The organism is Erwinia sp. SLM-02 (genome assembly GCF_037450285.1).
Classification (GTDB): Bacteria; Pseudomonadota; Gammaproteobacteria; order Enterobacterales; family Enterobacteriaceae; genus Erwinia.
Window position 1 is genome coordinate 13,789 of record NZ_JAQISN010000003.1, and the last position, 25,388, is coordinate 39,176.

Genomic DNA, 25,388 nt, shown 5'->3' on the forward strand with positions numbered 1-25,388 from the left:
CACTTAGAAGTTTTCCCGTAAATCAAGCCCATGATAGAGCGAAGCCACCTGTTCGGCATAGCCGTTATACAGCAGCGTGGGCTGGCGCTTAACATCAAGAATACCGCCTGACCCAATCACGCGCTCGCTGGCCTGCGACCAGCGCGGGTGATCGACGTGTGGATTCACATTGGCGTAGAAGCCATATTCATTCGGCGCCAGCTGATTCCAGGTTGTGGGCGGCATATCTTTAACCAGGCTGATTTTAACTATCGATTTGATCCCTTTGAAACCGTACTTCCACGGCACCGTCAGGCGAATGGGGGCGCCGTTTTGTGGCGGTAGCGCTTTGCCATACACGCCGGTGGTCAGCAGGGTCAGGGGATGCATGGCTTCATCCAGCCGTAATCCTTCCACATAGGGGTAATCCAGCCCGCCGCCGATAAAGCGATCCTGCTGACCGGGCATTTCGTCCGGAGCATAGACGGTCTGGAAGGCGACATAGCGTGCATTGCTGGTGGGCTCGGCCGCTTTCAGTAACTGACCTAACTCAAAGCCGATCCACGGCACCACCATTGACCAGGCCTCAACGCAGCGCATGCGATAGATACGCTGCTCCAGCGGGAAGCGCTTGAAGATATCATCCATATCTAAAGTCAGCGGTTTCGCCACTTCGCCATCGATGGTGATTTTCCAGTCGGTGGTTTTCAGCGTGCCCGCGTTGGCGGCGGGATCGGCTTTATCCAGCCCGAACTCATAAAAGTTATTGTAACCGGTGACTTTATCTTCTGGCGTCAGCGCCAGATCGGCCTGGTACTGCGCCGGTTGACTGAATTCCAGCGGCTTACCCGAAGGGGCTTTCGGGCGATCGTTGCCTTTAAACCATGAAAGCACGTCGGCTCTGGCCACGCCGGGCAGAGTGTAAGCCGCAGCGCCAATTCCTAAGGATTTTAACAGCGCGCGGCGGCGGGTATTGAACACGCTTTCAGGCGTAACGTCTTTTTCAGACAGTTTATTAACGTTTTTCATGGGCAATTCTCGACAAAGTCTGTGGATATTAGAGCATGGCCTGGGGAAGAAGTTTCAGCGAGGGATAACGGAAAAATGAAGAATATGGGGATAAACCTGCCCCGGTGACAAACCGGGGCGAAGGGATCAGCGAACCCGCACCAGGGTTCGTCCGGTTATCTGATTATTTAACAGTTTTTCCGCGGCCTCCGCGGCCTGCGCCAGGGGGACTTCGGTAGTGGCCTGCTGATAGAACGAAGCGGGCAGCGTCTTCACCAGACGTTTCCAGGCGGCAATGCGGCGTGCCGTCGGAGCCATCACGGAATCGACGCCCTGCAGGCGAACGTTACGCAGAATAAACGGCATCACGCTGGTTGGCAGATCGAAACCACCGGCAAGGCCGCAGGCGGCAACGACTCCCCCCCACGTGGTTTGTGCCAGTACGCTGGCCAGCACCTGGCCACCGGCGGCATCGATCGCTCCGGCCCAGCGCTGTTTCTCCAGCGGACGGGAAACCTCGCTGAACTCGCTGCGCGGCAGAATATTATCGGCACCCAGCTGGCGTAAGTAGTCGTGGGTAGATTCGCGTCCGCTGACCGCGGTAACCCGGTAACCCAGCGCGTGCAGTAGCGCAATGGCCGTGCTACCCACGCCGCCACTGGCTGCAGTGACCAGCACGTCACCGCTTTCCGGGGTCACGCCACCTTCTTCCAGCGCCAGCACGCACAGCATGGCGGTCAGCCCCGCGGTGCCAACAATCATCGCCTGGCGCGCGTCGATACCTTCCGGCAGTGCGACCAGCCAGTCCGCTTTTACCCGCGCCTGTTCAGCCAGCCCGCCCCAGTGGTTCTCGCCAACGCCCCAGCCGGTAAGCACCACCGACTGGCCGCTGTGAAAACGCGGGTCGCTGCTGGTGTGTACTTTTCCGGCAAAATCAATACCGGGCACCATTGGGAACTGGCGGATAATCTTTCCCTTACCGGTGATGGCCAGCGCGTCTTTGTAGTTAATACCTGACCAGTCAATATCAACGGTAACTTCACCGGGAGGGAGAAGGCTGCTGTCGACCTGCTGAAGAGTGGCCAGCGTTTTGCCGTCTGCCTGTTCAAGAACCAGTGCCTGCATCTGAATCTCCTGAAACTGATAGTTCAATGAAAAAAGGACCCGTGACGACTATACTCGCAGAAACCTCTGATTATCTGACACCAGACAAGCAAACGTCATCCGGGTTGTGGTATTTTCCGTCCGGTGTTGCTCAGGCGCTTAAGCCTGCAATCCACCTGCCATTAATCTGTGATTGCGAATTATCGTTAATGGCGTATCTGTCACCGCAGTTGAATGGGCACAAGGATGCGATTAACCACCAAACTTTCTGCGATTATCGCGCTGCTCTGCACATTAGGAATGTTGCTGATGCTGGTGGGCTGCGTACTGAGCTTCTTTTATATTAGCAACCAGCGAGCTGAATTCCGCGTTGAGCGTATGGCTGAAGATGTCGATACGGCCTTATTAACGCAGTCTGTGCAGCAAATCTCTCCCTGGCTCCATCAGGTTATGAATCCCCTGCAAATTGAGCGCATCGAACTCAACGATGACAGCAAAACCCTGCTGCAGGTTACCCGGCATCAGCAGTCGCTGCTGGATGATGAGCCGAATCGTTTTCGGCAAAGAGACATTCATTTACGCCAGCATCCCCATCTTACACTGCGCATTATGTGGATAGACTCGACCAAAACCTGGTTCAGTTCAATGATCGGGACTTCCACTCTGCTGGCGATCCTTACCGTGGTGGCGATCATGGCCGTTCTCTTGCTACAGGCTCACCGCTGGCTGTACAGGCAGCTTAAAGGACTGGAAAAACTGGAGTCCCGGGCCGAAGCGGTAATCAGGGGAGAGCGCGCCAGCGTCCGCCCGGGGTCAATACATGAATGGCCGGCCAAAGCCAGCAGCGCGATCGACCTGCTACTGGCGGATCTGAAAGAGGCAGGTGAACAGCATTACCGCGTTGACACCCTGATCCGCACGTTTGCCGCACAGGATCCGCGTACGGGATTAAATAACCGTCTTTTTTTCGATAATCAATTGACGACGTTGCTGGAAGATCCTGAGTCGGTGGGCACTCACGGCATGGTCATGATGATCCGCCTGCCTGATTTTGACACGCTGCGCGAACGCTGGGGGCATATCGAGGTTCAGGATTATCTTTTCGCGCTGGTCAATCTCCTGTCGACCTTTGTCTTACGTTATCCCGGCGCGCTGCTGGCGCGCTACTTCCGCAGTGATTTCGCCGTGCTGTTGCCGCATCGCAGCGTTAAAGATGCCGATGGCATTGCCTCACAGCTCATCAAAGCCGTGGATACACTTCCGCCGACGCGCATGCTGGATCGTGAAGATATGATCCATATCGGTATCAGCGGCTGGCGTAGCGGACAGACCACGCAGCAGGTAATGGAAAACGCGGAACTGGCAACGCGGCAGGCCACACTGCAGGGCGGAAACGGGTGGTCGGTGGGGGAAGGTGCGCTCCAGGAGCTGGGGCGGGGAAGCGTGAAGTGGCGTACTTTACTGGAAAATACGGTGAATCGTGGCGGGCCTCGCCTGTATCAGAAACCGGCGGTGACCAGCGACGGTCAGGTTCATCACCGGGAAATGATGCCGCGCATATTCGACGGCGAAAAAGAGCTGCTGGCGGCGGAATATTTGCCTCTGGCGCAGCAGCTTGGGCTGGCAGAGCGCTATGACCGTCAGCTGGTCACGCGGATCCTCACGCTTGTCGAGCTGTGGCCTCAGGAGACGCTGGCGATTCCCCTCACCCTGGACTCCCTGCTGCAGCGAAGTTTCCTCAACTGGCTACGCGATAGTCTGCTGCAATGCACTAAATCACAAAGAAATCGTATTTTATTTGAACTTGCTGAAGCGGATGTGTGTCAACACATCAACCGGTTGGAGCCGGTGTTTCGTTTGATCTCTGGTTTTGGATGCCGTGTGGCCATCAATCAGGCAGGGTTAACCGTGGTAAGTACCGCTTATATAAGGCAGTTTCAGGTGGAGCTGATTAAGCTGCATCCGGGACTGGTTCGCAACATTGAGCGGCGTACGGAAAATCAGCTGTTTGTGCAGAGCCTGATTGAAAGCTGCAAGCAGACATCAACCCGGGTTTTTGCCGCCGGCGTGCGTTTTAAAGAGGAGTGGCAAACCCTGGTTGAGCTGGGTGTCACTGGCGGTCAGGGGGACTTTTTTGCCTCCTCTCAGCCGGTCAACAGCAACGTGAAAAAATATTCGCAAAGATATCGAGTTTAGCCTGCCGTTAGCCGGGTTTTCACGTAGAATAGCCGCGCGGTGTGGTTCGAAGCGGCTTCCTTGCCAGCCGAAGCGAAACTAAAATGTTAAATATTATGTATGTTATGTCCGCTTTATCCGTCTGACCCCCAGGGCAGGATGCCGCGTTATCAGCATTTTTTGCAGAAGATGCTGCTGAAGGTTATGACACCGGCGCGAGATAGCATGATTTTTCACCGAAGTAGAACGCTTTTGCGCCTTGTCGCTGCTTCGTGTGGTTGGTAAAGTAAGCGGATTTTATTTTCCGCCCCCAGCTTGCAGGATTATCCTTTAGTATGTTTAAAAAATTTCGTGGCATGTTTTCCAACGACTTGTCCATCGACCTGGGTACAGCCAATACCCTGATTTACGTGAAAGGACAGGGCATTGTTCTTAATGAGCCTTCCGTCGTTGCTATTCGTCAGGATCGTGCCGGTTCTCCTAAGAGCGTGGCGGCAGTAGGTCATGACGCAAAACAAATGCTGGGGCGTACGCCTGGCAATATCGCGGCTATTCGTCCAATGAAAGACGGCGTTATCGCTGACTTCTTTGTGACCGAGAAAATGCTGCAACACTTTATCAAGCAGGTACACAGCAACAGCTTCATGCGCCCAAGCCCGCGCGTGCTGGTGTGTGTGCCAGTGGGCGCCACTCAGGTTGAGCGCCGTGCTATCCGTGAATCTGCCCAGGGGGCAGGCGCACGTGAAGTGTTCCTGATTGAGGAACCGATGGCGGCAGCAATCGGTGCCGGACTGCCGGTATCTGAAGCGACCGGATCAATGGTTGTCGATATCGGTGGCGGTACAACAGAAGTTGCCGTGATCTCCCTCAACGGTGTGGTTTACTCCTCTTCCGTGCGAATTGGCGGCGACCGCTTTGATGAAGCCATCATTAATTATGTGCGCCGTAACTACGGCTCGCTGATCGGTGAAGCGACGGCGGAACGCATCAAGCATGGCATTGGCTCGGCCTATCCGGGTGATGAAGTGCACGAAATGGAAGTGCGCGGCCGTAACCTGGCTGAAGGTGTTCCACGTGGCTTCACGCTGAACTCTAATGAAATTCTGGAAGCGCTGCAGGAACCTCTGACCGGTATCGTGAGTGCGGTTATGGTTGCACTGGAACAGTGTCCGCCAGAACTGGCATCTGACATCTCCGAACGCGGCATGGTACTGACCGGTGGTGGTGCGCTGCTGCGTAACCTGGACCGCCTGCTTATGGAAGAGACCGGAATTCCGGTAGTCGTTGCAGAAGATCCGCTGACCTGTGTTGCTCGCGGCGGTGGTAAAGCGTTGGAAATGATTGACATGCACGGCGGCGATTTGTTCAGCGAAGAATAATTCGCCCCAAGGGGAGTGTCGGGGCGCTGCCCGCACTCCTTTTTCATGTTGTCGAGGAAAACGCTGATTTTATGAAGCCGATGTTCAGCAGGGGGCCTTCCCTGCAGTTACGCTTATTTTTAGCGGTTATTGTGGCAATAGGCGTGATTGTTGCCGATAGTCGTATGGGGGCTTTCACCCAAATACGCACCTATATGGACACTGCCGTTAGTCCATTCTATTTTCTGGCCAACGGGCCGCGTCAAATTCTGGACGATGTTTCTGAAACATTGGCCTCCCGCCAGCAGCTTGAGCTGGAAAATAAAGCCTTACGCCGTGAGCTGATCCTCAAGAACAGCGAACTGCTGATGTTAGGTCAATTCAAACAGGAAAATGCCCGTCTGCGTGAGCTGCTGGGTTCGCCGTTACGTCAGGACGAACACAAAATGGTCACCCAGGTGATCTCTACCGGCAGCGACCCCTATACCGACCAGGTAGTGATTGATAAAGGCAGCGTAAACGGGGTTTACGAAGGTCAGCCGGTTATCAGCGACAAGGGCGTGGTAGGACAGGTGGTTGCCGTCGGTAAAATTACCAGCCGCGTATTGTTAATCTGTGATGCTTCCCACGCGTTGCCTATTCAGGTACTGCGCAATGACATTCGTGTTATCGCGGCGGGTAACGGCTGCACGGAAGACTTGCAGCTTGAGCATCTGCCGGGCAATACCGATATTCGCGTGGGTGACGTGCTGGTGACTTCAGGCCTCGGTGGCCGCTTCCCTGAAGGCTACCCGGTTGGGGTCGTATCGTCGGTGAAGGTGGATACCCAGCGCGCCTACACGGTTATTCAGGCGCGCCCAACCGCCGGACTGCAGCGCCTGCGCTATCTGCTGCTGCTGTGGGGAGCCGATCGTAACGGCACGATGCCAATGGCACCGGATGAAGTTCACCGCGTGGCAAATGAACGTCTGATGCAGATGATGCCTCAGGTACTGCCGCCGGTTAGCGAGATGGGACCACCTGCACCGCCAGCGGCCACTGACAATGGTCACTCCGCGCCCGGTACGGCTGCCGTGACGGAACCTGCGGCAGCCCAGGCTGCGCCGGCTCGCCGCCAGTCATCGGTGCGTGGAGGTCAGCCTTGAGTAGCTATCGCAGCCACGGCCGCTGGGTTATCTGGCTCTCTTTCCTCGTCGCGTTGGTGTTGCAAATTATGCCCTGGCCGGAACAGATTTATATGTTCCGGCCATCATGGTTGCTGCTGATTTTAATTTACTGGGTGCTGGCGCTGCCGCATCGGGTAAATGTCGGTACGGGTTTCGTGATGGGATCTATAATGGACCTCATCTCCGGCTCAACGCTGGGGGTGCGCGCGCTGGCACTGAGCATTATTGCTTATCTGGTGGCATTTAAATTCCAGCTGTTCCGTAATCTGGCGCTGTGGCAGCAGGCACTGATGGTGATGGTGCTGTCGCTGGCGATGGATGTGATTGTCTTCTGGGCCGAATTCCTGGTGATCAACGTTTCGTTCAGGCCAGAAATTTTCTGGAGCAGCGTCATCGACGGTATTCTCTGGCCCTGGCTGTTCTTACTGATGAGAAAAATTCGCCGCCAGTTTGCCGTACAATAAAGGACAATTATGGTATCCCTGTATCTGGCTTCTGGTTCTCCCCGTCGTCGAGAGCTACTGACTCAGCTTGGTTTGTCATTTGAACGCCTCGCCACTGAAGTTGAAGAGCAGCGTCGCGACGGTGAACAGGCCGAACACTACGTTCGTCGACTGGCGCGAGAAAAGGCGCAGGCCGGCGTCGCTGTTGCCGCACAGGATCTGCCCGTGCTGGGGGCGGATACCATTGTCGTATTACATAATGAAGTGCTGGAAAAACCAGCCGATGTCGATGCCGCTGCCCTGATGCTGGCAAAGCTCTCCGGTCAGACCCACCAGGTGATGACCGCCGTAGCATTTGCCGACAGACAGCGGTCGCTTGATTGCCTTGTTGTCACCGATGTGACATTTCGCTCACTGACACCAGACGATATCCGGACCTATATAGCCAGCGGTGAACCGATGGACAAAGCCGGCGCGTACGGTATTCAGGGATTGGGTGGAAACTTTGTCAGAAAAATCAACGGAAGCTATTACGCAGTAGTGGGATTACCTCTGGTTGAAACAGCCGAGCTGTTCAGCCACTTTCTGGCGCTGCGTGAAGTGAGAGGACAAGATGACAGCTGAACTGCTGGTTAATATTACGCCGTCGGAAACCCGCGTTGCCTATATCGACGGCGGCATTCTGCAGGAAATTCATATCGAGCGCGAAGCGCGCCGTGGCATCGTCGGTAACATTTATAAAGGCCGCGTCAGCCGGGTATTGCCTGGGATGCAGGCGGCATTTGTGGATATCGGTCTGGAGAAAGCCGCCTTTCTTCACGCATCCGACATCATGCCGCACACCGAGTGCGTGGCGGGCGATGAGCAGAAAAACTTTTCGGTGCGGGATATTTCCGAGCTGGTTCGTCAGGGGCAGGATCTCATGGTCCAGGTCGTAAAGGATCCGCTGGGAACCAAAGGCGCACGCCTGACCACCGACATTACTCTGCCATCTCGCTATCTGGTGTTTATGCCGGGTGCTTCCCACGTGGGCGTTTCACAGCGCATAGACAGTGAAGCCGAGCGCGACCGCCTGAAAGCGGTGGTCTCCGGCTACTGCGATGAGCTGGGTGGCTATATTATTCGCACTGCCGCAGAAGGCGTGGGGGAAGAGGAACTGGCCTCTGATGCTGCGTTCCTCAAGCGGCTGTGGACTAAAGTGATTGAGCGTAAAAAGCGCAACCAGACCCGCTATCGCCTGTACGGTGAGGTCGCTCTTTCACAGCGCATTCTGCGCGATTTTGCCGGCGCAGCGCTGGATCGTATTCGTATTGATTCGCGTCAGACCTTCGAACACCTTATTGAATTTACCGGCGAATACATCCCGGAAATGACCGCGAAGCTGGAGCTGTATACCGGCAAGCAGCCGATTTTCGACCTGTTTGATGTCGAAAACGAAATCCAGCGCTCTTTAGACCGTAAGGTTGAGCTGAAATCCGGTGGCTACCTGATTATCGATCAGACCGAAGCGATGACGACTATCGATATTAATACCGGAGCGTTTGTCGGCCACCGCAACCTTGAAGAGACCATCTTCAATACGAATATTGAGGCCACGCAGGCCATCGCGCGTCAGCTGCGGCTGCGTAATCTCGGCGGCATTATCATTATCGACTTCATCGATATGAGCAATGAGGATCACCGCCGGCGGGTCCTGCACTCGCTGGAACAGGCGCTGAGCAAAGATCGGGTGAAAACCGGTATCAACGGTTTCTCGCAGCTTGGTCTGGTGGAAATGACGCGTAAGCGCACCCGAGAAAGCATTGAGCACGTGCTGTGCCAGGACTGTCCGGTATGTAAAGGACGCGGCACGCTGAAAACGGTGGAAACCGTGTGCTATGAAATCATGCGTGAAATCGTTCGCGTGCATCATGCCTACGACTCCGATCGTTTCCTCGTCTATGCTTCTCCGGCAGTGGGCGAGGCGCTGAAGAGCGATGAATCCCACGCGCTGGCAGAAGTTGAAATCTTTGTCGGCAAGCAGGTTAAAGTCCAGATTGAGCCGCTCTATACGCAGGAACAGTTTGACGTAGTGATGATGTAGAGTAAAAACTGTTACCCCCGGAACGAGACAAGGAGAGGCATGTGAGGCAACTGCCGAGGATTTTGTTACTGACTGGCGCAACGTTAGTTGTGGTGATTGCGCTGCTGGTCAGTGGCTTACGCCTGGTGATGCCGCATATGAACACCTGGCGCGAGCCGATTATGGAGCGGGTATCCGCGGCCACAGGCGGTAAAGTGACCGCCGGCTCGCTGACCGGCAACTGGGAATCTTTCGGCCCACGCCTGGAAATCCGGGACATTCAGGCGGAACTTTCAGACGGTGGCAGCCTTGCTATTCAGCGTGTGACCCTGGCGCTGGATGTCTGGCAGTCCCTGCTACATCTGCGCTGGCAGTTCCGCGATCTGACTTTCTGGCAGCTCAATCTGGTCACCAATACCCCGTTAACCGGCGGCGGCAGTCAATCCAATCTGCAGGCCGATCGAATGAACGATCTGTTCCTGCGGCAGTTCGACCATTTCGACCTGCGCGACAGTGAGGCCAGTTTTGTTACGCCTTCCGGCCAGCGAGCCAGGCTCGCTATTCCCCAGCTCACCTGGCTTAACGAAAGCAACCGGCATCGTGCTGAGGGGCTGGTCAGCCTCTCCAGCTTTACCGGCCAGCACGGCGTGGTGCAGGTTCGCCTCGATCTGAGCGACAGCAACGGCTATCTGGATACCGGACGCGTATGGATGCAGGCTGACGATGTCGACGTGAAGCCCTGGCTGGGGCAGTGGATGCGCGATAATACCAGCCTCGACAGCGCTAAATTCAGTCTGGCCGCGTGGATGGAAGTCAAAAACGGTGAGGTCTGGGGCGGCGATGTCTGGCTGAAACGGGGGGGCGCGAAATGGGAAGGTTCGGATCGGCCGCACCATCTGCGCGTGGATAACCTGACCGCGCATATCAGCCGCTTCAACCGCGGCTGGCTGCTTAATATCCCGCAAACGCGCTTTATTACCGACGACAATCCGTGGCCTAAGGGCCAGCTGTCGATGCTCTGGCTGCCGCAAAGCAGCGAGCTGCCCGGACCGGACAAGCAGGCGGAAATGCGCGTGCGCGCCACGCATCTGGATCTGGTGTCGCTCGACCCGCTAATTCCCTTGTTTGCCAAACTGTCGCCGGAGCTGCTGGAAAACTGGCGCGCGCTTCAGCCGCGTGGCGAGATACAATCGCTGGCCGCCGATATTCCGCTGAACCAGCCCGAGCTGAGCCGTTTCCAGGCCCGCTGGCATAATCTCAGCTGGCAGCAGTGGAAGCTGTTGCCGGGCATGGAGCATCTTAACGGTTCGCTTTCCGGCAGCGCTACGGACGGTCAGCTGGCATTTTCCGTCCAGCAGGCCACCATGCCCTACGGCGATATGTTCCGCGCCCCGCTGGAAATCAACCGGGCCTCCGGTGCGCTGAACTGGCAGCATAATGCCGACGGCCTGACGTTGTCTGGCGAGCAGCTTGACGTGCAGGCCCGATCCCTGTGGTCGCGTGGTGATTTCCAGTACCAGCAGCAGAAAGGACAGCCGCCGCGTCTGGACATCCTGGCCGGGATTAAACTGACCAACGCAGCCGATGCCTGGCGGTACTTCCCGGAGCCGCTGATGGGGACCTCACTGACTAACTACCTCAGCGGGGCGTTGAAAGGTGGCCAGGTCGACAATGCCACGCTGATTTTTGCCGGTGACCCACACAAATTCCCGTTCAAGCACAATGAAGGCATGTTTGAAGTGGCGGTGCCACTGCGTAAGGCCACCTACGAATTCGAGCCCGGCTGGCCGCTGCTGGAAAACCTGGCGATCGATCTCGACTTTGTGAACAACGGTCTGTGGATGAAGGCCGAAGAGACAAAGCTGGGTGATGTGCAGGGGCGTAATATTTCGGCGGTCATTCCTGACTATCTGGAAGAAAAACTGCTGATCGATGGTGAGATCAGCGGCGGCGGTGAACAGGTTCGCGATTACTTCAACGATTCGCCGTTGAAATCATCGCTGGGGGCCGCGCTGGATGAACTGCAGGTCGGCGGAAATGTGAGTGGTAACTTACATATCGATATCCCCCTGGATGGCAGGGAGGTTCACGCCACGGGCGACGTTAACTTTAAAAACAATTCTCTGCATATCAAACCGCTGGAAACTACCTTCGAACAGCTTTCCGGGCGCCTCTCCTATGATAACGGCAATTTGAAAAGCGATCTGATGCATGCCCGCTGGTTTGGCCAGCCGCTGGCGGTCAGTTTTACCACTCAGGAAGGCGAGAAGGACTACCAGATTGGCGTGGTTCTGCAGGCCGACTGGCAGCCCGGTGAGATCGCCGCGATCCCGGCTGCGGCGAGAGCCCAGCTGGCGGGAAATCTGCCGTGGCAGGGTAAAGTTCAGATTGCACTGCCGCACGGCGGCGGCGCAAATTATCAGGTTGATATCGACAGCGACCTGAAAAATGTAAGCAGTCACTTACCTGCGCCTCTCGATATCAGCAAGCCCGCGACGATGCCGGTTAAGTTAACGGCTAAAGGCAACCTCAACAGTTTCGACCTCAGCGGTGCCGTGGGCAGCAGCCATCGTTTCAACAGCCGCTGGCTGCTGGGAAAACAGTTGCGTATCGATCGTGGGATCTGGGAAAACGACGCAAAACGCACGCCGCCGCTGCCTGATTCTCAGGGGATGGTGCTGAACCTCCCGCCGCTTGACGGTAGCGCATGGATGGGGCTTCTGGCCGGCGTTGGTTCGGAGAGCGGGAAAGCGGGCAGCAGTTCGCTGCCGGGTGATATCCGGCTGCATACGCCAGCCCTGACGCTGGCGGGCCAGCGATGGCAGGATCTCAATCTCACCCTGAGCCAGGACGTGTCGGGCGATACGACGGTCAGCGCACAGGGTAAAGAGGTGGAGGGCTCATTGATGATGAAGCGTTCCGGTCCCTGGATCGCACAGCTCAAATACCTCTATTACAACCCGCAGTGGCCAACCTCGGGCGGCGGTGCTCCGCTGCCTGCTGATGCTTCCAGCATCGATTTCAGCCGCTGGCCTGCACTGAATCTCAACTGCGCCGAGTGCTGGCTGCGCGGGCAAAAATTTGGCCGGATGCAGGGATCCCTTACGCCAGCGGGCGACACGCTGAAGCTGGATAACGGTCTGATCGACAGCGGTAACGCACGGCTGACGGTGAACGGTGAATGGGTAAACCGCCCGGGCGCCCAGCGTACCTCATTGAAAGGCGTGCTGAGCGGCAAAAAAATTAACGATGCCACCAACTGGTTTGGCATCAGCAGCCCGCTGCGCGATGCGCCATTCAACATCGACTACGATCTGCACTGGCGTTCCGCCCCGTGGCAGCCTTCGGAAGAAACGCTGAGCGGCGTGCTCAAATCGCACCTCGGAGCGGGGCAGATTACCGATGTTTCAACCGGGCGGGCCGGACAGCTGCTGAGGCTGGTCAGTTTCGATGCATTGATCCGCAAGCTGCGCTTTGATTTCAGCGATACCTTTGGCCAGGGCTTCTGGTTTGATTCGATCAACGGTACCGCATGGATCGAAAATGGCATGATGCATACGGATAATCTGCTGGTGGACGGTCTGGAAGCGGACATTGCCATGAAGGGCAAAATGGACCTGGTCAAACGCCAGATTGATATGGAAGCGGTGGTCGCGCCGGAAATTTCTACGACGGTCGGGGTGGGCGTGGCGTTTGTCGTTAACCCGGTGGTGGGTGCCGCCGTGTTTGCCGCCAGCAAGGTCCTGGGTCCACTGTGGAATAAAATATCGGTACTGCGATATCACATCAGTGGGCCAATTGATAAGCCAGAAATCAATGAGGTACTGCGTAAGTCGCGAGAAAACGACGATAAGTGAATTTGACGTGGCTATGGAATTGCCTCACGCTGTATGCATAGCGTACCTAAATGAATATTGAGGGCCAGTCGCAGCTGGCTCATCCATACTGAGTGAGAATTCATGAGTCTGAATCTGGTGAGTGAGCAGCTACTGGCTGCCAATAACATTAGTCATAACGATCTGTTTGCCATTCTCGGCCAGCTCTCCGAGCGTAAGCTGGATTATGCCGACCTCTATTTCCAGTCCAGCTATCATGAATCCTGGGTGTTGGAAGACCGCATCATCAAAGATGGTTCTTATAATATCGATCAGGGCGTGGGCGTACGCGCCGTAAGCGGCGAGAAAACCGGTTTTGCCTACGCCGATCAGATCACCCTGAATGCACTGCATCAGAGTGCGACGGCGGCCAGGAGCATCGTCCGTGAGCAGGGTAACGGCCAGTCCCACACCCTGGGCGCGGTGCTGCACCGTCCGCTGTACCCGACACTTGACCCCCTGCAAAGCCTGACCCGTGAAGAAAAAATCGCTCTTCTGCATCGCGTAGACAGCGCGGCACGCGCCGCCGATAAGCGCGTGCAGGAAGTCTCTGCCAGCCTCAGCGGGGTCTATGAGCTGGTGCTGGTGGCGGCCACTGACGGGACGCTGGCGGCGGATGTCCGTCCGCTGGTTCGTCTGTCCGTGAGCGTACAGGTTGAGGATAACGGCAAGCGCGAACGCGGCTCCAGCGGCGGCGGCGGCCGTTACGGCTATGAGTTCTTCCTGGCCAATGAAGAGGGCGAAGTTCGTGCTGATGCCTGGGCGCGTGAAGCGGTCCGCATGGCATTGGTGAATCTTAACGCCGTGGCGGCTCCGGCGGGATCCGTTCCGGTCGTGCTGGGTGCCGGCTGGCCCGGCGTGCTGCTGCATGAAGCGGTTGGTCACGGTCTGGAAGGCGACTTCAACCGCCGTGGCACCTCGGTCTTCAGCGGCCAGATGGGTGAACGGGTAGCTTCTGAACTGTGCACCGTGGTGGATGATGGTACCATTGAAGGACTGCGCGGTTCACTGGCCGTTGATGATGAAGGCGTGCCTGGTCAGTACAACGTGCTGATTGAAAACGGTATTCTTAAAGGTTACATGCAGGATAAGCTTAACGCGCGCCTGATGGGCGTTAAGCCAACCGGCAACGGTCGCCGCGAATCCTATGCGCACCTGCCGATGCCGCGCATGACCAACACCTATATGCTGGCCGGCAAATCCACCCCGGCAGACATTATTGCCAGCGTTGAATATGGCCTGTACGCACCGAACTTCGGCGGCGGTCAGGTTGATATCACCTCCGGTAAGTTCGTCTTCTCAACTTCGGAAGCCTATCTGATCGAGAACGGCAAAGTGACTAAGCCGGTGAAGGGGGCAACCCTGATCGGTTCAGGTATCGAGGCGATGCAGCAGATTTCGATGGTCGGCAACGATCTGGCGCTGGATAAAGGTGTTGGCGTATGCGGTAAAGAAGGGCAGAGCCTGCCGGTTGGCGTCGGCCAGCCAACGCTGAAACTGGATAAACTGACGGTGGGTGGCACCGCTTAACCCGCGGCGGGATCGTTTTTACCGCCTCCGTTCTGAATCGGGCGATCGCATCAGCGACCGCCCGTTTTTTTTACTTCATCGTTAAACCTTGCGGAATTCCCGGTAGATCTCATCTACCTTATCGAAATAACTGATAAGGTAGTTAATACACACCTGAACCTTGAGCGGCAGCTTGTCTTTTTGCGTATAGAGCGCATAGACCGGGCGTGGCATCGAGTGATAGTGGGTAAACAGGATCTCTACCTCACCTGCGTTAATCTCTTCAATCACCCACATCAGCGGTACATAGGCGATCCCGGTTCCGGCCTTCAGCCAGCGGATTAACGTTTGGGCATCATTAGTGGCAAAACGCCCCTGCGGGGATAAGCGTACTGACTTGCCTTCCGGTGACGTCAGTTCAAAATCATTATCCGTACGCACGCTGTATTCAAGCCATGAAAAGTTACTGATATCAGAGGGGTTTTCCGGCGTGCCGTGCTGGGCCAGATAGCTTTTTGCCGCACAGACTACCATCGGCATCGATCCCAGGCGCCGTGAAAACAGGCCGGAGTCCTGAAGCGCGCCCACGCGCAGGACCAGATCCAGGCCATCGGCTATCAGGTCGGGGGCCGGAATACCGGTGACCAGATTAATGGTCAGACCGGGATACTCCTTCAGCATCTCGACCGTCATCGGGGCGAGCAGGTTTTGCGACATGGTGGAAGAGCTGCCGATGCGCAGCGTACCGATCGGCGTATTGTTAAATGCCCACAGCTGTTCATGTACCTGCTGGACTTCGGACAGCATTCTCCGGCAGCCCTGAAAATAGATCTTGCCTGCTTCGGTCAGTCCGATGCTTCGCGTGCTGCGGTTGAGCAATTTCACCTGCAGCTCGTCCTCCAGCCGGGCGACTATCTGGCTGACCGCCGAGACGCTGAGCTGTAGCTGCTGCGCCGCGGCGGTAAACGAACCTAACTCCACCACTTTGGCGAAAACGGACATGCCTTTGAGTCTTTCCATTATTAACCCTGGCTTAAAAGTGATTTAGATCACATTTGGTAGAAAACTTATAGTCAAGCGCGTTACTATAGCAGCGCCGGACTACCGTCCTGAAGTCCTACTCCCTATTTTAAAGCTCACTTTATAAGCTACTATTTTGTGAGTATCGGTTGTGATCCGGGCCCGATTTCGTGGCCATCATCAGCCTGAACTTTAAACTGCCCTGAAACAGGTGGGAGAGCGTTATGCGTCTTCAGATTCCGGTACCGTTTTTACAAGGATAAGAGATGAGTGTACTTCCTGTTATCGTCGTTTTTGGGCTTTCTTTTCCGCCTATTTTCTTTGAAATCGTTGTGTCACTGATGCTGTTCTGGCTGGTTCGCCGCCTGCTTATGCCGACCGGACTGTATGACAGCGTCTGGCACCCGGCGCTGTTTAACACAGCTTTGTACTGCTGTCTGTTCTATCTTGTATCCCGCATGTTCGTCTGAGGTCATCGTGAAAGCACTAATAAGAAAAATTTCCCGTTTCGCCATTACCCTGATTTTAGTGGTGATAGCGGTGGTTCTGATTTTCCGCGTTTGGGTGTTTTACACCGAATCCCCGTGGACCCGCGATGCTAAGTTTACCGCTGATGTGGTCGCGATTGCGCCCGATGTCAGTGGCCTGATTACCGATGTGCGCGTACGTGATAACCAGCTGGTTGAACAGGGCCAGGTCCTGTTTGTTATCGATCGGCCACGCTACGAGAAGGCGCTGGAAGAAGCCGAAGCCGATGTTGCCTACTATCAGGCACTGCTCGGCGAGAAACGCCGCGAAGCCTCACGCCGCAATCAGTTAGGGGTGTCTGCGATGTCGCGTGAAGCCATCGATCAGGCCAATAATGATTATCAGACCACCGAACACCAGCTGGCGAAGTCGGTCGCCACGCGCGATCTCGCGAAGCTGGATCTGGAACGTACCGTGGTGAAGGCCCCGTCTGCCGGATGGATAACCAACCTGAACGTTTACACCGGTGAGTTCATTACCCGGGGGTCGACGTCGGTAGCCCTGGTCAAACAGAATTCGTTCTATGTGCTGGCCTATCTTGAAGAAACCAAGCTTGACGGTATCCGCCCAGGCTATCGGGTTGAGATCACGCCGCTCGGCAGTAATCAGGTTATTCTCGGATCGGTTGACAGCGTGGCCGCCGGGGTGACCAACAGCAGCAGTACCGTTGACAGTAAAGGCATGGCGACCGTGGATTCGAATCTGGAATGGGTCCGTCTGGCGCAGCGCGTACCGGTCCGCATTCGTCTGGATAAACAGCCGGGCAACCTGTTCCCGTCAGGGACCACGGCGACCGTTGTGGTCACCGGCGCGCAGGATCGCCAGGAAAAAGACATCTCTCCGCTGATGAAACTGATGCATCGCCTGCGCGAGTTTGGCTAAGGTGGCGTAAATGATGCAGTGGTATCGTCTGCGCTTCCCCATCAAGCTGACCTTCGCCATTATTCTGGCACTGTTTGTTGGCTTTGAATTCAATCTTGAAACCCCGCGCTGGTCGGTGATGACCGCCGCCATTGTTGCAGGCGGTACGGCCTTTGCAGCGGGGGGCGATCCCTTCTCCGGTGCGCTGCGCTATCGCGGCATGCTGCGTATTGTCGGGACCTTCATCGGCTGTATTGCCGCACTGACCATCATGATCGCCACCATCCGCGCGCCGCTGCTTATGCTGCTGCTGTGCTGCCTGTGGGCGGGCGTCTGCGTCTGGCTCTCCTCGCTCATCAAGCTGGAAAACTCGTATGCGCTGGGTCTGGCGGGTTACACCGCGCTGATTATCGTGGTCAGCGTTGATTCAAGCGGATCCCTGCTGCTGGCACCGCAGTTTGCCGTGGAGCGATGCAGTGAAATCATCATAGGTATTGTCTGTGCTATTCTGGCCGACATGCTGTTTTCCCCCCGTTCCATTAAGCAGGATATCGACCGCGAAGCCGATGCATTGCTGCTGGAGCATTACAGGCTGATGCAGCTTTGTGTTGCTCATGCCGACAAAGATGAAGTGGATAAAACCTGGGCTGGGCTGGTGCGCCGCACTACCGCGCTCAAAGGAATGCGTTCACTGCTGATGATGGAATCGGGGGGATGGCCGAAGGTTGAGCGCCGTATGGCGGTGCTGAACACGCTGTCGCTAACGCTGATTACCCAGGCCTGCGAAACCTTCCTGATCCAGAATTCCCGCCCGGAATACGTGCCGCCCCAGTTTTTGTTGCTGTTTGAAAAGCCGGTTGAAAGTACGGTGGATATCCACAGGCGAATGAAAATCATGCGCCGGATTATTACCGTCAGCGGCAGCAAAAATACGCCCGCGACCATTCGCAGCTGGGTTGGGGCGGCCAGCCGTTACCTGCTGCTGCTCAAGGGAATACAGACTAACAGCAGCATCAGCCGGATCGAAGAAGAGGTGCTGAACGCCGAACCGGTAGTCAGAATGCGCTCGGCTGAAAGCCGCCACGCACTGATCAACGGTATTCGTACGTTTGTCGCGACGGCGGTCGGTTCAATATTCTGGCTGTGGACCGGCTGGGCCTCGGGCAGCGGGGCGATGATTATGCTGGCGGTGATCACCGCGCTGGCTATGCGTATGCCCAACCCCCTGATGATGGCCAAGGATTTCCTGTACGGCATGCTGTTCGCCGTCCCGCTGGGCGCACTGTATTACATGGTAATTATGCCGGCTACGCAGCAAAGTATGCTGCTGCTGTGTATTGCCCTCGGCGTGATGGCGTTCGTGGCCGGCATCTTCATTCAACGGCGTCAGATTGGTACGCTGGGTGCGCTGGTGGGAACAATTAATATCCTGACGCTGGATAACCCAATGACCTTCCACGTCAGCACCTTCCTTGACGGTGCGCTGGGGCAGGCGATTGGCTGTTTTGTGGCGCTGCTGGTGATCCTCCTGATCCGCGACAGCTCGAAGGCGCGAATTGGCCGCACGCTGCTCAACCGCTTTATGTATGCGGCGGTTTCTGCCATGACCACTAACACGGCCAGGCGGCGGGAGAACCATCTACCCGCGCTGTATCAGCAGCTCTTTATGCTGCTGAATATCTTCCCCGGTGATGTGGATAAATTCCGCCTGGCGCTGACGCTGATTATTGGTCATCAAAGGCTGCGTGATGCGGATATCCCGATTAATGACGATCTGTCTGCTTTCCATAAACAGCTGCGTCATACCGCCGATCGGGTTATTTCGGCAAGCAGCGATGCGAAGCGCCGTCACTACTTCACACGCCTGCTGGCCGAATTCGATATTTACCAGCAAAAACTGGCGCTTTATGAGGCACCGATTAGCGTTACCGAGCCGGTTTCGCGGCTGGCGCTGATGCTGAAAAAGTATCAGAACACCCTGATCCAGATTTAATCCCGTCGCCGGTAGCGCAGGCTACCGGCATATCGCCTGCACTTTTCCGCCTGCCGATGCCACTCCGTCACAAAACGGCCTGGGTTTGCCATCTATACTGGTTTTTATAACGGCAAATAAACAGGAGGAATCATGACGATCTCACCCTTTAAGGACAATGAACTGTTTCAGACCGGTTATCTGGCTGCGGGAAAGTGGCTGCAAACCGGCAGTACGTTTAAGGTAGTCAATCCCGCGAACGGTGAAACGATTGCTGACGTTGCTAAAGCCGGCAAGACGGAAACCGAGCAGGCGATAGCGGCAGCGGCGGCCGCTTTCCCGGCCTGGCGCGCCAAAACGGCCAGCCAGCGATCGGAAATTCTTTATCGCTGGTATCAGCTCATGCTGGAGCATAAAACCTGGCTGGCACAGCTGATGACCGCCGAGCAGGGCAAACCCCTCAAAGAAGCTGAAGGCGAAGTGCTGTATGCCGCCAGCTTTATTCAGTGGTTTGCCGAGCAGGCGAAACGAGCCAACGGAGAAGTTATTCCTCCCGCCCGACCCGGAACGCGTATCCTGGCCACTCGTGAACCGATTGGCGTGGTGGCGGCGATCACCCCCTGGAATTTCCCGATGGCCATGCTGACTCGTAAGCTTGGCCCGGCGCTGGCTGCGGGTTGCACCGGGATTATTAAGCCGGCCAACAACACTCCGCTCTCAGCCTTTGCACTGCTGGCTTTGGCGAAAAAAGCCGGCGTGCCTGATGGTGTGCTCAACGCGGTAGCCGGCGATACCGCAGCTATCAGTGATGCCATTATGGCCAGTAAAGAAGTCAGAAAAATTTCGTTCACCGGTTCGACCCAGGTCGGCAAGTTGCTGATGCGTAACGCGGCAGAAACAATGAAAAAAGTGTCGATGGAGCTGGGAGGCAATGCGCCCTATATCGTTTTTGAGGATGCGGATATTGATGCGGCGGTGAAAGGGGCGATAGCGAATAAATTCCGCAACGCCGGCCAGGTTTGCGTCAGCGTCAATCGGTTCTATATTCACAACAGTATTTACGACCGCTTTGTAAATCAGCTGGCTGAAGAAGTGAAGAAGCTTAAGGTCGGTAACGGTGCAGAAGAGGGCGTGATTGTCGGGCCGCTGATAGAAGCCTCCGCGTTGAAAAAGGTGGAGGAACACGTTAACGACGCCGTGGCAAAAGGAGGACGCATCGTGGTCGGTGGTGCCCGGCATGCGCTGGGGGGGAATTTTTGGCAACCGACGGTGATTGCCGATGCCAGTGAAACGATGAAACTGGCAAAAGAAGAAACCTTTGGCCCGGTGGCTGCCTGTTTCCGCTTTGATGATGAGGAAGAGGTGGTTCGTCGCGCCAACGACACCGAGTTTGGTCTGGCTGCTTACTTCTATACGCAGAATCTGCAGCGGGTATTTCGCGTCTCGGCGGCGCTGGAAAGCGGTATGGTAGGCATCAATGAATGTGCAGTATCGACGGAGCTGGCTCCCTTTGGCGGCGTAAAAGAGTCAGGTCTGGGGCGTGAAGGGTCGGTGCTTGGCCTGGAGGAGTTCCTTGAGGTAAAAGCCCTGCATATCGGCGGACTGTAACCCGACGGGCGGCGAGCGTCGCCCTGCAGTATTTCAGCGGAGCAGCCTTAATGAGAAAAGAGATTTTTGACTTTAACGTGATTGTCGACCGGGCACATTTTTATCGCCAGTTCAGCGAGCGTTTCGCTCTTGAGCCGCACGGAATTACCGATCTCGACAGTTTATGGGATGTGCTGATCGCGGTGAAGGTACCGTTGCCGCTGGAAATTGAGTTTATTCATTTAGGAAGTGGGCAGAAGCGTCGCTATGGTGCGCTGATCCTGCTGTTTGATGAAGCGGAAGAGGAGCTTGAAGGCCAGCTCCACTTCAATGTCAGATAGCATCCATCAAAAAGGGCCCCGGCGAACGGAGCCAAAGGGTTCGTCATAGTGGGCTACCAAATGATAGCCATCGACGAGGAATTACTTGTAGATTTCTGCGGTCACGTGCCAGCTGTCCTGACTGCGCGATTCAACTACGCGGTAAGCGCTGGCACCCTGCACATCGTCTTTATGTTTACAATCAACAGCCTACGAGCTACAGCATCATGACCAGGTCGTCGATATCACCACCGGATGCCGTGCATCCGGTACAGGTACTTATTTATACAGTTCTGCCGTAGCGTGGTAGTTGCCATCGTTATGCGCTTCGATCACGCGATAAGAGGTTGCGCCCTGCTGGTCGGCTTTATCGGACAGCTGCTGACGAATATCACTGGGTGCAGCATCAATACCGCTCACGCTGATGGTACCGACAGACTGCAGATTCTGCTGAGCAACCTGATCGTTAGTGACCAGCTGGGCAGCACCGGCACCGAATGAGAGAACAGAAGCAAGACCTAAAGCAGCGATAGTAAATGTAGTTTTCATGATATGGACTCCAGATAATTTTTTTTCAGTAACCGAAAGGGCTAAAAAACGTTTGTTATTCTTGGGGTTACCGTACAGAGAGTGTTGAAACTGAATAACTTTTAAAATCGTTATTATTTGTAGATCTCAGCGGTAGCATGCCAGTTACCGTTTTGATAGCTCTCGATAACACGGTATGCACTGGCACCTTTCTCCGTCGCTTTGCTATCCAGCGCCTGGCGGATATCCATCGGCGAACCGGCAATGCCGCTCACGCTAACGACACCGATTGACTGCAGATTCTGCGCCTGGGTGGCGTTAACGGATTCTGCGGCAAAAGAGCCAAATGACAGAGCGGATAGTACGCTTACAGCAGCAATAGTGGTTTTAACGTTCATGATTTGATTCCTCGTCAACAATTTTTATCTTTTTATTTGGTGTGATGTTCATCACGAAAATAAGTATAGATCTGATAACGGGAAATATTAATAGCACGCTAATAATATTTTTCTGGGATTTATGGCTATTGTGTGCGGTTTTTATAACCAGTAGTTATAATAAATGCTTATACATTGCTCGGAGATTGTTAAATTTTCGCAAAAACATCAACCTGCGAGACTTTAACTATTTGTGCGGTTATTTGCGGGGGATCACATGGGTGAAATAAATATCGCGATGTCTGGCCCCTGTTTTTATGCGGAAGGCCAGTCATATCTGCTGTTGTGGGGCCGGCTGGCCGTCATGGCTTAGCCGCTAACCCGGGTTAAACCTGACAAATTTCTCTGCCAAAGGTGTTAGTGCGGGGTTAACCAGTGGCAACGGATAGCCATCGCTTATAACCCTGGCTTTTAAAGCTCCTGTTCGAACAGGACCAGAATCGCGTCATGCAGCTGTTTGACGGTAAACGCGCGAGCAGGGGTGATAAAGATAGTGTCATCACCGGCGATAGTACCAAGGATACCTTCTGCTTTACCCAGTGAGTCAAGAAGGCGGGCGATTAACTGTGCGGCTCCCGGGCTGGTATGGATCACCACCAGTGCATCATTAAAATCGACATCCAGTACCAGATTTTTTAACGGGCTGGTGGTGGTTGGGACACCCAGCTCGGCCGGCAGGCAGTACACCATCTCCATTTTCGCGTTGCGGGTACGCACCGCACCAAACTTGGTCAGCATCCGCGAGACCTTGGACTGATTGATATTCTCGAAGCCTTCTTCCTGCAAAGCACCGACGATTTCGCCCTGCGAGCTGAATTTTTCTTCTTTCAGTAAGGCTTTAAATGCCTTGATCAGTTCTTCTTGCTTTGATGGGTTACGCATAGGTTACCGATAAAAAGGGAGTGAATAGGGGATCCCTAAGCGGGATAGTACATTATTATGCAATTAAATGAATTTTTATGCAAACGGGAATTGTGATGTGAGGTGCCGCACCGCGACCGGACCGAAGTCTAACAAATTATGGTACTGAAAAGAAATCTAACTCGGCTGTACCATTCTGCACAATAAGTGAACAATTTGTTATAAAATTGATGTTGTTCGGATAAGTGCTATAGGTGTAAGGTACGCCGGATCACGATGTCTGCATGTTGCAACGACTGGCGACCAGCGATAACAGGATGTAATGCGGGCATATCTTCAGCATTTGCTGCTTTTTAGTGCGTAAGCACGCAAAACAGTAAACCCGCTATCGTCATTATTCCGCAGGTCGTCTAAGGTCGTAAGCAGATGGATTTCCCGGCATAACATGCTCAAAATAATAAGGAGTTTAGGATGAAAGTTGCAGTTCTCGGTGCAGCGGGTGGTATCGGTCAGGCTCTGGCCCTCCTACTGAAAACCCAGCTTCCGGCTGGTTCAGAACTCTCTCTCTATGATATCGCCCCCGTTACCCCGGGTGTTGCGGTAGACCTTAGCCATATCCCTACCGCGGTCAAAATTGAAGGCTTCAGTGGTGAAGATGCGACCCCGGCTTTGCAGGGTGCTGATGTGGTACTGATTTCCGCCGGCGTGGCGCGTAAACCGGGTATGGACCGTTCCGACCTGTTTAACGTCAATGCGGGTATTGTGCGCAACCTGATTGAGCAGGTCGCTGCGACCTCGCCAAAAGCGCTGATTGGCATTATCACTAACCCGGTTAATACCACGGTGGCCATCGCGGCTGAAGTGCTGAAAAAAGCCGGCGTGTATGACAAAAACAAACTGTTCGGCGTGACCACGCTGGATATTATCCGCGCCAACACTTTTGTTGCTGAGCTGAAGGGCAAGCAGCCGCAGGAACTGAATGTCCCTGTCGTGGGCGGCCACTCAGGCGTCACCATCCTCCCTCTGCTGTCGCAGATTGAAGGCGTCAGCTTTACCGAGCAGGAAGCGGCCGATCTGACGAAGCGCATTCAGAATGCCGGCACCGAAGTGGTTGAGGCGAAAGCCGGTGGCGGGTCTGCAACGCTCTCTATGGGGCAGGCAGCCGCACGCTTCGGGCTGTCGCTGGTACGCGCTCTGAAAGGGGAAAGCGATGTCGTGGAATGCGCCTATGTTGAAGGCAACGGCGAATATGCACGCTTCTTCTCACAGCCGCTGCTGCTGGGTAAAAATGGTATTGTTGAACGTCGGCCAATCGGCAAGCTGAGTGCGTTCGAACAGCAGTCTCTGGATCATATGCTGGATACGCTGAAAAAAGACATCGCCCTCGGCGAAGATTTTATTAAGTAAGTCCGCATGTCGCCCCGTCGGCCGACGGGGCGATGCAGCCTGGCGTAACCCGCTACTGGCTCTTATTCTCTTCAGGGTATTCCAGCACCGTAACCGGCAGCGTCATCTTCTTATCATTACGCAGGATCTCAACCTCGATCACCGTCCCGGGACGGATCTCCGCAACCTGATCCATAGTTTCCATTGCGGAGACGGCAGGGGCGTTGTTCACGCGTGTAATCACATCATGGATCTGCAGACCGGCGATCTGTGCCGGTCCGGTCGGATTCATTCCGGTTATCACAATGCCCTGCGGGTGTTCCAGCGTGGTGTTCTGGCCGGTAAAGCGTGGGATCTCTTCACCGGTAATACCGATATAGCCGCGGATCACCCGTCCGTCACGGATCAGCTTATCCATAATCTTGGTAGCCAGCCGTGTAGGGATCGCAAAACCCAGTCCCTCCGGCGTTTCGCCATCGCTGCTCTTATCAAAGGAGAGCGTGTTGATCCCCATCAGTTCACCCAGTGAATTAATCAGTGCGCCACCGGAGTTACCGCGGTTAATCGAGGCATCTGTCTGCAGGAAATCCTGATGTCGCGAGGGGCTCAGCCCTACGCGGCCGGTCGCACCGATAATCCCCTGGGTGACCGTCTGACCGATGTTATACGGGTTGCCAATGGCCATCACCAGATCGCCAATATGGGCAACGCGTTTCGGATTGATAGGGATGACCGGCAAATTGGAGGCGGTGATCTTCAGTACGGCGAGGTCGGTCAGCGAATCAGAACCTACCAGCATGGCTTCAAAATAACGCCCGTCCTGCAGGCGAACGATAATCTGATTCGCATCATTGATAACGTGCTTGTTGGTCAGAATATAGCCGCGGGGATCCATAATGACCCCGGAGCCCAGCACATCAGAGGAATTGCTGGCGCTGCGGTTATAAACGTAAACCACCGCAGGCGCAGCGCGCCGGACGGCATCGTTATAGCTGACCGGTTCCTGGTCGGCGTTGCCGCCTGGCTGGGACAGCAGATCGCCGCCGAACCTGAGGCCCGGTACGGCTAGCAGAAGAATTCCAGCCACAATCAGGCCGAATATCACGGAACGTAACAGTTTAGGAAACATGGTTTTAAGCGGTGAATGAATGAACTACGGGCAGGATAGCATGAGTTGCGCGGGCACAGTAGCCTGTGCCCGCACGGTGG

General features: G+C 55.3%; 22 protein-coding genes. 14 read left to right on the forward strand and 8 right to left on the reverse strand.

From position 1 onward, the window contains the following. Positions 1 to 3: 3 nt before the first annotated feature. Both msrP and acuI read right to left on the reverse strand, forming a co-directional pair. On the reverse strand, positions 4 to 1,008 hold the full coding sequence (gene msrP, locus PGH32_RS16940) for a protein-methionine-sulfoxide reductase catalytic subunit MsrP (protein WP_314424600.1): 1,005 nt from the start codon (positions 1,006 to 1,008) through the stop codon (positions 4 to 6). Between the two features lie 126 nt (positions 1,009 to 1,134). After that, complete coding sequence (gene acuI / locus PGH32_RS16945) at positions 1,135 to 2,112, reverse strand: acrylyl-CoA reductase (NADPH) (protein ID WP_337894648.1); 978 nt, start codon at positions 2,110 to 2,112, stop codon at positions 1,135 to 1,137. A gap of 225 nt (positions 2,113 to 2,337) precedes the next feature. On the opposite strand from acuI, the gene csrD reads away from it, so the two are divergent. The 8 genes from csrD (at position 2,338) to tldD (ending at position 14,700) form a co-directional block, all read left to right on the forward strand. Then, entirely contained in the window at positions 2,338 to 4,287 is a 1,950-nt protein-coding gene (csrD, locus tag PGH32_RS16950) for an RNase E specificity factor CsrD (protein WP_314424592.1), read from the forward strand. A gap of 314 nt (positions 4,288 to 4,601) precedes the next feature. Beyond that, positions 4,602 to 5,645 (forward strand): rod shape-determining protein MreB, encoded by a 1,044-nt coding sequence (gene mreB, locus PGH32_RS16955; protein ID WP_105592886.1) that lies wholly within the window; start codon positions 4,602 to 4,604, stop codon positions 5,643 to 5,645. Between the two features lie 71 nt (positions 5,646 to 5,716). After that, positions 5,717 to 6,769 (forward strand): rod shape-determining protein MreC, encoded by a 1,053-nt coding sequence (gene mreC / locus PGH32_RS16960; RefSeq protein ID WP_314424586.1) that lies wholly within the window; start codon positions 5,717 to 5,719, stop codon positions 6,767 to 6,769. Next, positions 6,766 to 7,254 carry a rod shape-determining protein MreD gene (gene mreD, locus PGH32_RS16965; RefSeq protein WP_105592888.1) on the forward strand — a complete coding sequence of 163 codons (489 nt, stop codon included), beginning with the start codon at positions 6,766 to 6,768 and terminating at the stop codon, positions 7,252 to 7,254. Before mreC ends, mreD begins: the two co-directional genes overlap by 4 nt. 9 nt (positions 7,255 to 7,263) lie before the next feature. After that, on the forward strand, positions 7,264 to 7,857 hold the full coding sequence (locus PGH32_RS16970) for a Maf family protein (protein ID WP_314424583.1): 594 nt from the start codon (positions 7,264 to 7,266) through the stop codon (positions 7,855 to 7,857). Beyond that, positions 7,847 to 9,316, forward strand: a complete 1,470-nt coding sequence (gene rng / locus PGH32_RS16975; RefSeq protein WP_314424578.1) for a ribonuclease G — start codon at positions 7,847 to 7,849, stop codon at positions 9,314 to 9,316. Before PGH32_RS16970 ends, rng begins: the two co-directional genes overlap by 11 nt. A gap of 41 nt (positions 9,317 to 9,357) precedes the next feature. Then, the gene (gene yhdP / locus PGH32_RS16980) at positions 9,358 to 13,152 is read left to right on the forward strand and encodes an AsmA2 domain-containing protein YhdP (RefSeq protein WP_337894649.1); all 3,795 of its coding nucleotides are present in this window, start codon (positions 9,358 to 9,360) and stop codon (positions 13,150 to 13,152) included. Positions 13,153 to 13,254: 102 nt separating this feature from the next. After that, positions 13,255 to 14,700, forward strand: coding sequence for a metalloprotease TldD (tldD, locus tag PGH32_RS16985; protein WP_337894650.1), 1,446 nt, complete (start codon positions 13,255 to 13,257; stop codon positions 14,698 to 14,700). Between the two features lie 81 nt (positions 14,701 to 14,781). On the opposite strand, the gene aaeR is transcribed toward tldD, so the two are convergent. Then, positions 14,782 to 15,699 carry an HTH-type transcriptional activator AaeR gene (gene aaeR, locus PGH32_RS16990; RefSeq protein ID WP_314424569.1) on the reverse strand — a complete coding sequence of 306 codons (918 nt, stop codon included), beginning with the start codon at positions 15,697 to 15,699 and terminating at the stop codon, positions 14,782 to 14,784. 266 nt (positions 15,700 to 15,965) lie between these two features. On the opposite strand from aaeR, the gene aaeX reads away from it, so the two are divergent. The 5 genes from aaeX (at position 15,966) to PGH32_RS17015 (ending at position 20,988) form a co-directional block, all read left to right on the forward strand. Then, positions 15,966 to 16,169: a p-hydroxybenzoic acid efflux pump operon protein AaeX gene (gene aaeX / locus PGH32_RS16995; protein ID WP_314424566.1), complete on the forward strand. Its 204-nt coding sequence runs from the start codon at positions 15,966 to 15,968 to the stop codon at positions 16,167 to 16,169. Positions 16,170 to 16,176: 7 nt separating this feature from the next. After that, entirely contained in the window at positions 16,177 to 17,109 is a 933-nt protein-coding gene (gene aaeA / locus PGH32_RS17000; protein WP_337894651.1) for a p-hydroxybenzoic acid efflux pump subunit AaeA, read from the forward strand. Positions 17,110 to 17,122: 13 nt separating this feature from the next. After that, on the forward strand, positions 17,123 to 19,081 hold the full coding sequence (gene aaeB / locus PGH32_RS17005) for a p-hydroxybenzoic acid efflux pump subunit AaeB (RefSeq protein ID WP_443112806.1): 1,959 nt from the start codon (positions 17,123 to 17,125) through the stop codon (positions 19,079 to 19,081). Between the two features lie 132 nt (positions 19,082 to 19,213). After that, complete coding sequence (locus PGH32_RS17010; RefSeq protein WP_337894652.1) at positions 19,214 to 20,668, forward strand: NAD-dependent succinate-semialdehyde dehydrogenase; 1,455 nt, start codon at positions 19,214 to 19,216, stop codon at positions 20,666 to 20,668. 50 nt (positions 20,669 to 20,718) lie between these two features. Beyond that, complete coding sequence (locus PGH32_RS17015; RefSeq protein ID WP_314424558.1) at positions 20,719 to 20,988, forward strand: barstar family protein; 270 nt, start codon at positions 20,719 to 20,721, stop codon at positions 20,986 to 20,988. Positions 20,989 to 21,069: 81 nt separating this feature from the next. Here the strand turns inward: PGH32_RS17015 and PGH32_RS17020 are convergent, their stop codons facing one another. The 4 genes from PGH32_RS17020 to argR form a co-directional block, all read right to left on the reverse strand. Next, a complete protein-coding gene (locus tag PGH32_RS17020; protein WP_337894868.1) occupies positions 21,070 to 21,150 on the reverse strand; it encodes a YdgH/BhsA/McbA-like domain containing protein in 81 nt (26 codons plus the stop codon). 96 nt (positions 21,151 to 21,246) lie between these two features. Further along, positions 21,247 to 21,516 (reverse strand): peroxide/acid stress response protein YhcN, encoded by a 270-nt coding sequence (gene yhcN / locus PGH32_RS17025; RefSeq protein WP_314424556.1) that lies wholly within the window; start codon positions 21,514 to 21,516, stop codon positions 21,247 to 21,249. A gap of 113 nt (positions 21,517 to 21,629) precedes the next feature. Further along, entirely contained in the window at positions 21,630 to 21,893 is a 264-nt protein-coding gene (yhcN, locus tag PGH32_RS17030) for a peroxide/acid stress response protein YhcN (protein ID WP_314424554.1), read from the reverse strand. Positions 21,894 to 22,343: 450 nt separating this feature from the next. Continuing rightward, positions 22,344 to 22,814, reverse strand: a complete 471-nt coding sequence (argR, locus tag PGH32_RS17035) for a transcriptional regulator ArgR (protein ID WP_314424551.1) — start codon at positions 22,812 to 22,814, stop codon at positions 22,344 to 22,346. Between the two features lie 450 nt (positions 22,815 to 23,264). On the opposite strand from argR, the gene mdh reads away from it, so the two are divergent. After that, complete coding sequence (mdh, locus tag PGH32_RS17040; protein ID WP_314424549.1) at positions 23,265 to 24,200, forward strand: malate dehydrogenase; 936 nt, start codon at positions 23,265 to 23,267, stop codon at positions 24,198 to 24,200. 52 nt (positions 24,201 to 24,252) lie between these two features. Here mdh and degS read toward each other — a convergent pair whose 3' ends face one another. Next, the gene (gene degS, locus PGH32_RS17045; RefSeq protein ID WP_314424548.1) at positions 24,253 to 25,308 is read right to left on the reverse strand and encodes an outer membrane-stress sensor serine endopeptidase DegS; all 1,056 of its coding nucleotides are present in this window, start codon (positions 25,306 to 25,308) and stop codon (positions 24,253 to 24,255) included. Positions 25,309 to 25,388: the final 80 nt, after the last annotated feature.

Excerpts from the sequence above, each read along its gene's own strand:
- msrP (WP_314424600.1), bottom strand. The coding sequence starts at position 1,008 with ATGAAAAACGTTAATAAACTGTCTGAAAAAGACGTTACGCCTGAAAGC.
- acuI (WP_337894648.1), bottom strand. The coding sequence starts at position 2,112 with ATGCAGGCACTGGTTCTTGAACAGGCAGACGGCAAAACGCTGGCCACT.
- csrD (WP_314424592.1), top strand. The coding sequence starts at position 2,338 with ATGCGATTAACCACCAAACTTTCTGCGATTATCGCGCTGCTCTGCACA.
- mreB (WP_105592886.1), top strand. The coding sequence starts at position 4,602 with ATGTTTAAAAAATTTCGTGGCATGTTTTCCAACGACTTGTCCATCGAC.
- mreC (WP_314424586.1), top strand. The coding sequence starts at position 5,717 with ATGAAGCCGATGTTCAGCAGGGGGCCTTCCCTGCAGTTACGCTTATTT.
- PGH32_RS16970 (WP_314424583.1), top strand. The coding sequence starts at position 7,264 with ATGGTATCCCTGTATCTGGCTTCTGGTTCTCCCCGTCGTCGAGAGCTA.
- rng (WP_314424578.1), top strand. The coding sequence starts at position 7,847 with ATGACAGCTGAACTGCTGGTTAATATTACGCCGTCGGAAACCCGCGTT.
- tldD (WP_337894650.1), top strand. The coding sequence starts at position 13,255 with ATGAGTCTGAATCTGGTGAGTGAGCAGCTACTGGCTGCCAATAACATT.
- aaeR (WP_314424569.1), bottom strand. The coding sequence starts at position 15,699 with ATGGAAAGACTCAAAGGCATGTCCGTTTTCGCCAAAGTGGTGGAGTTA.
- aaeX (WP_314424566.1), top strand. The coding sequence starts at position 15,966 with ATGAGTGTACTTCCTGTTATCGTCGTTTTTGGGCTTTCTTTTCCGCCT.
- aaeB (WP_443112806.1), top strand. The coding sequence starts at position 17,123 with ATGCAGTGGTATCGTCTGCGCTTCCCCATCAAGCTGACCTTCGCCATT.
- PGH32_RS17010 (WP_337894652.1), top strand. The coding sequence starts at position 19,214 with ATGACGATCTCACCCTTTAAGGACAATGAACTGTTTCAGACCGGTTAT.
- PGH32_RS17015 (WP_314424558.1), top strand. The coding sequence starts at position 20,719 with ATGAGAAAAGAGATTTTTGACTTTAACGTGATTGTCGACCGGGCACAT.
- yhcN (WP_314424556.1), bottom strand. The coding sequence starts at position 21,516 with ATGAAAACTACATTTACTATCGCTGCTTTAGGTCTTGCTTCTGTTCTC.
- yhcN (WP_314424554.1), bottom strand. The coding sequence starts at position 21,893 with ATGAACGTTAAAACCACTATTGCTGCTGTAAGCGTACTATCCGCTCTG.
- argR (WP_314424551.1), bottom strand. The coding sequence starts at position 22,814 with ATGCGTAACCCATCAAAGCAAGAAGAACTGATCAAGGCATTTAAAGCC.
- mdh (WP_314424549.1), top strand. The coding sequence starts at position 23,265 with ATGAAAGTTGCAGTTCTCGGTGCAGCGGGTGGTATCGGTCAGGCTCTG.
- degS (WP_314424548.1), bottom strand. The coding sequence starts at position 25,308 with ATGTTTCCTAAACTGTTACGTTCCGTGATATTCGGCCTGATTGTGGCT.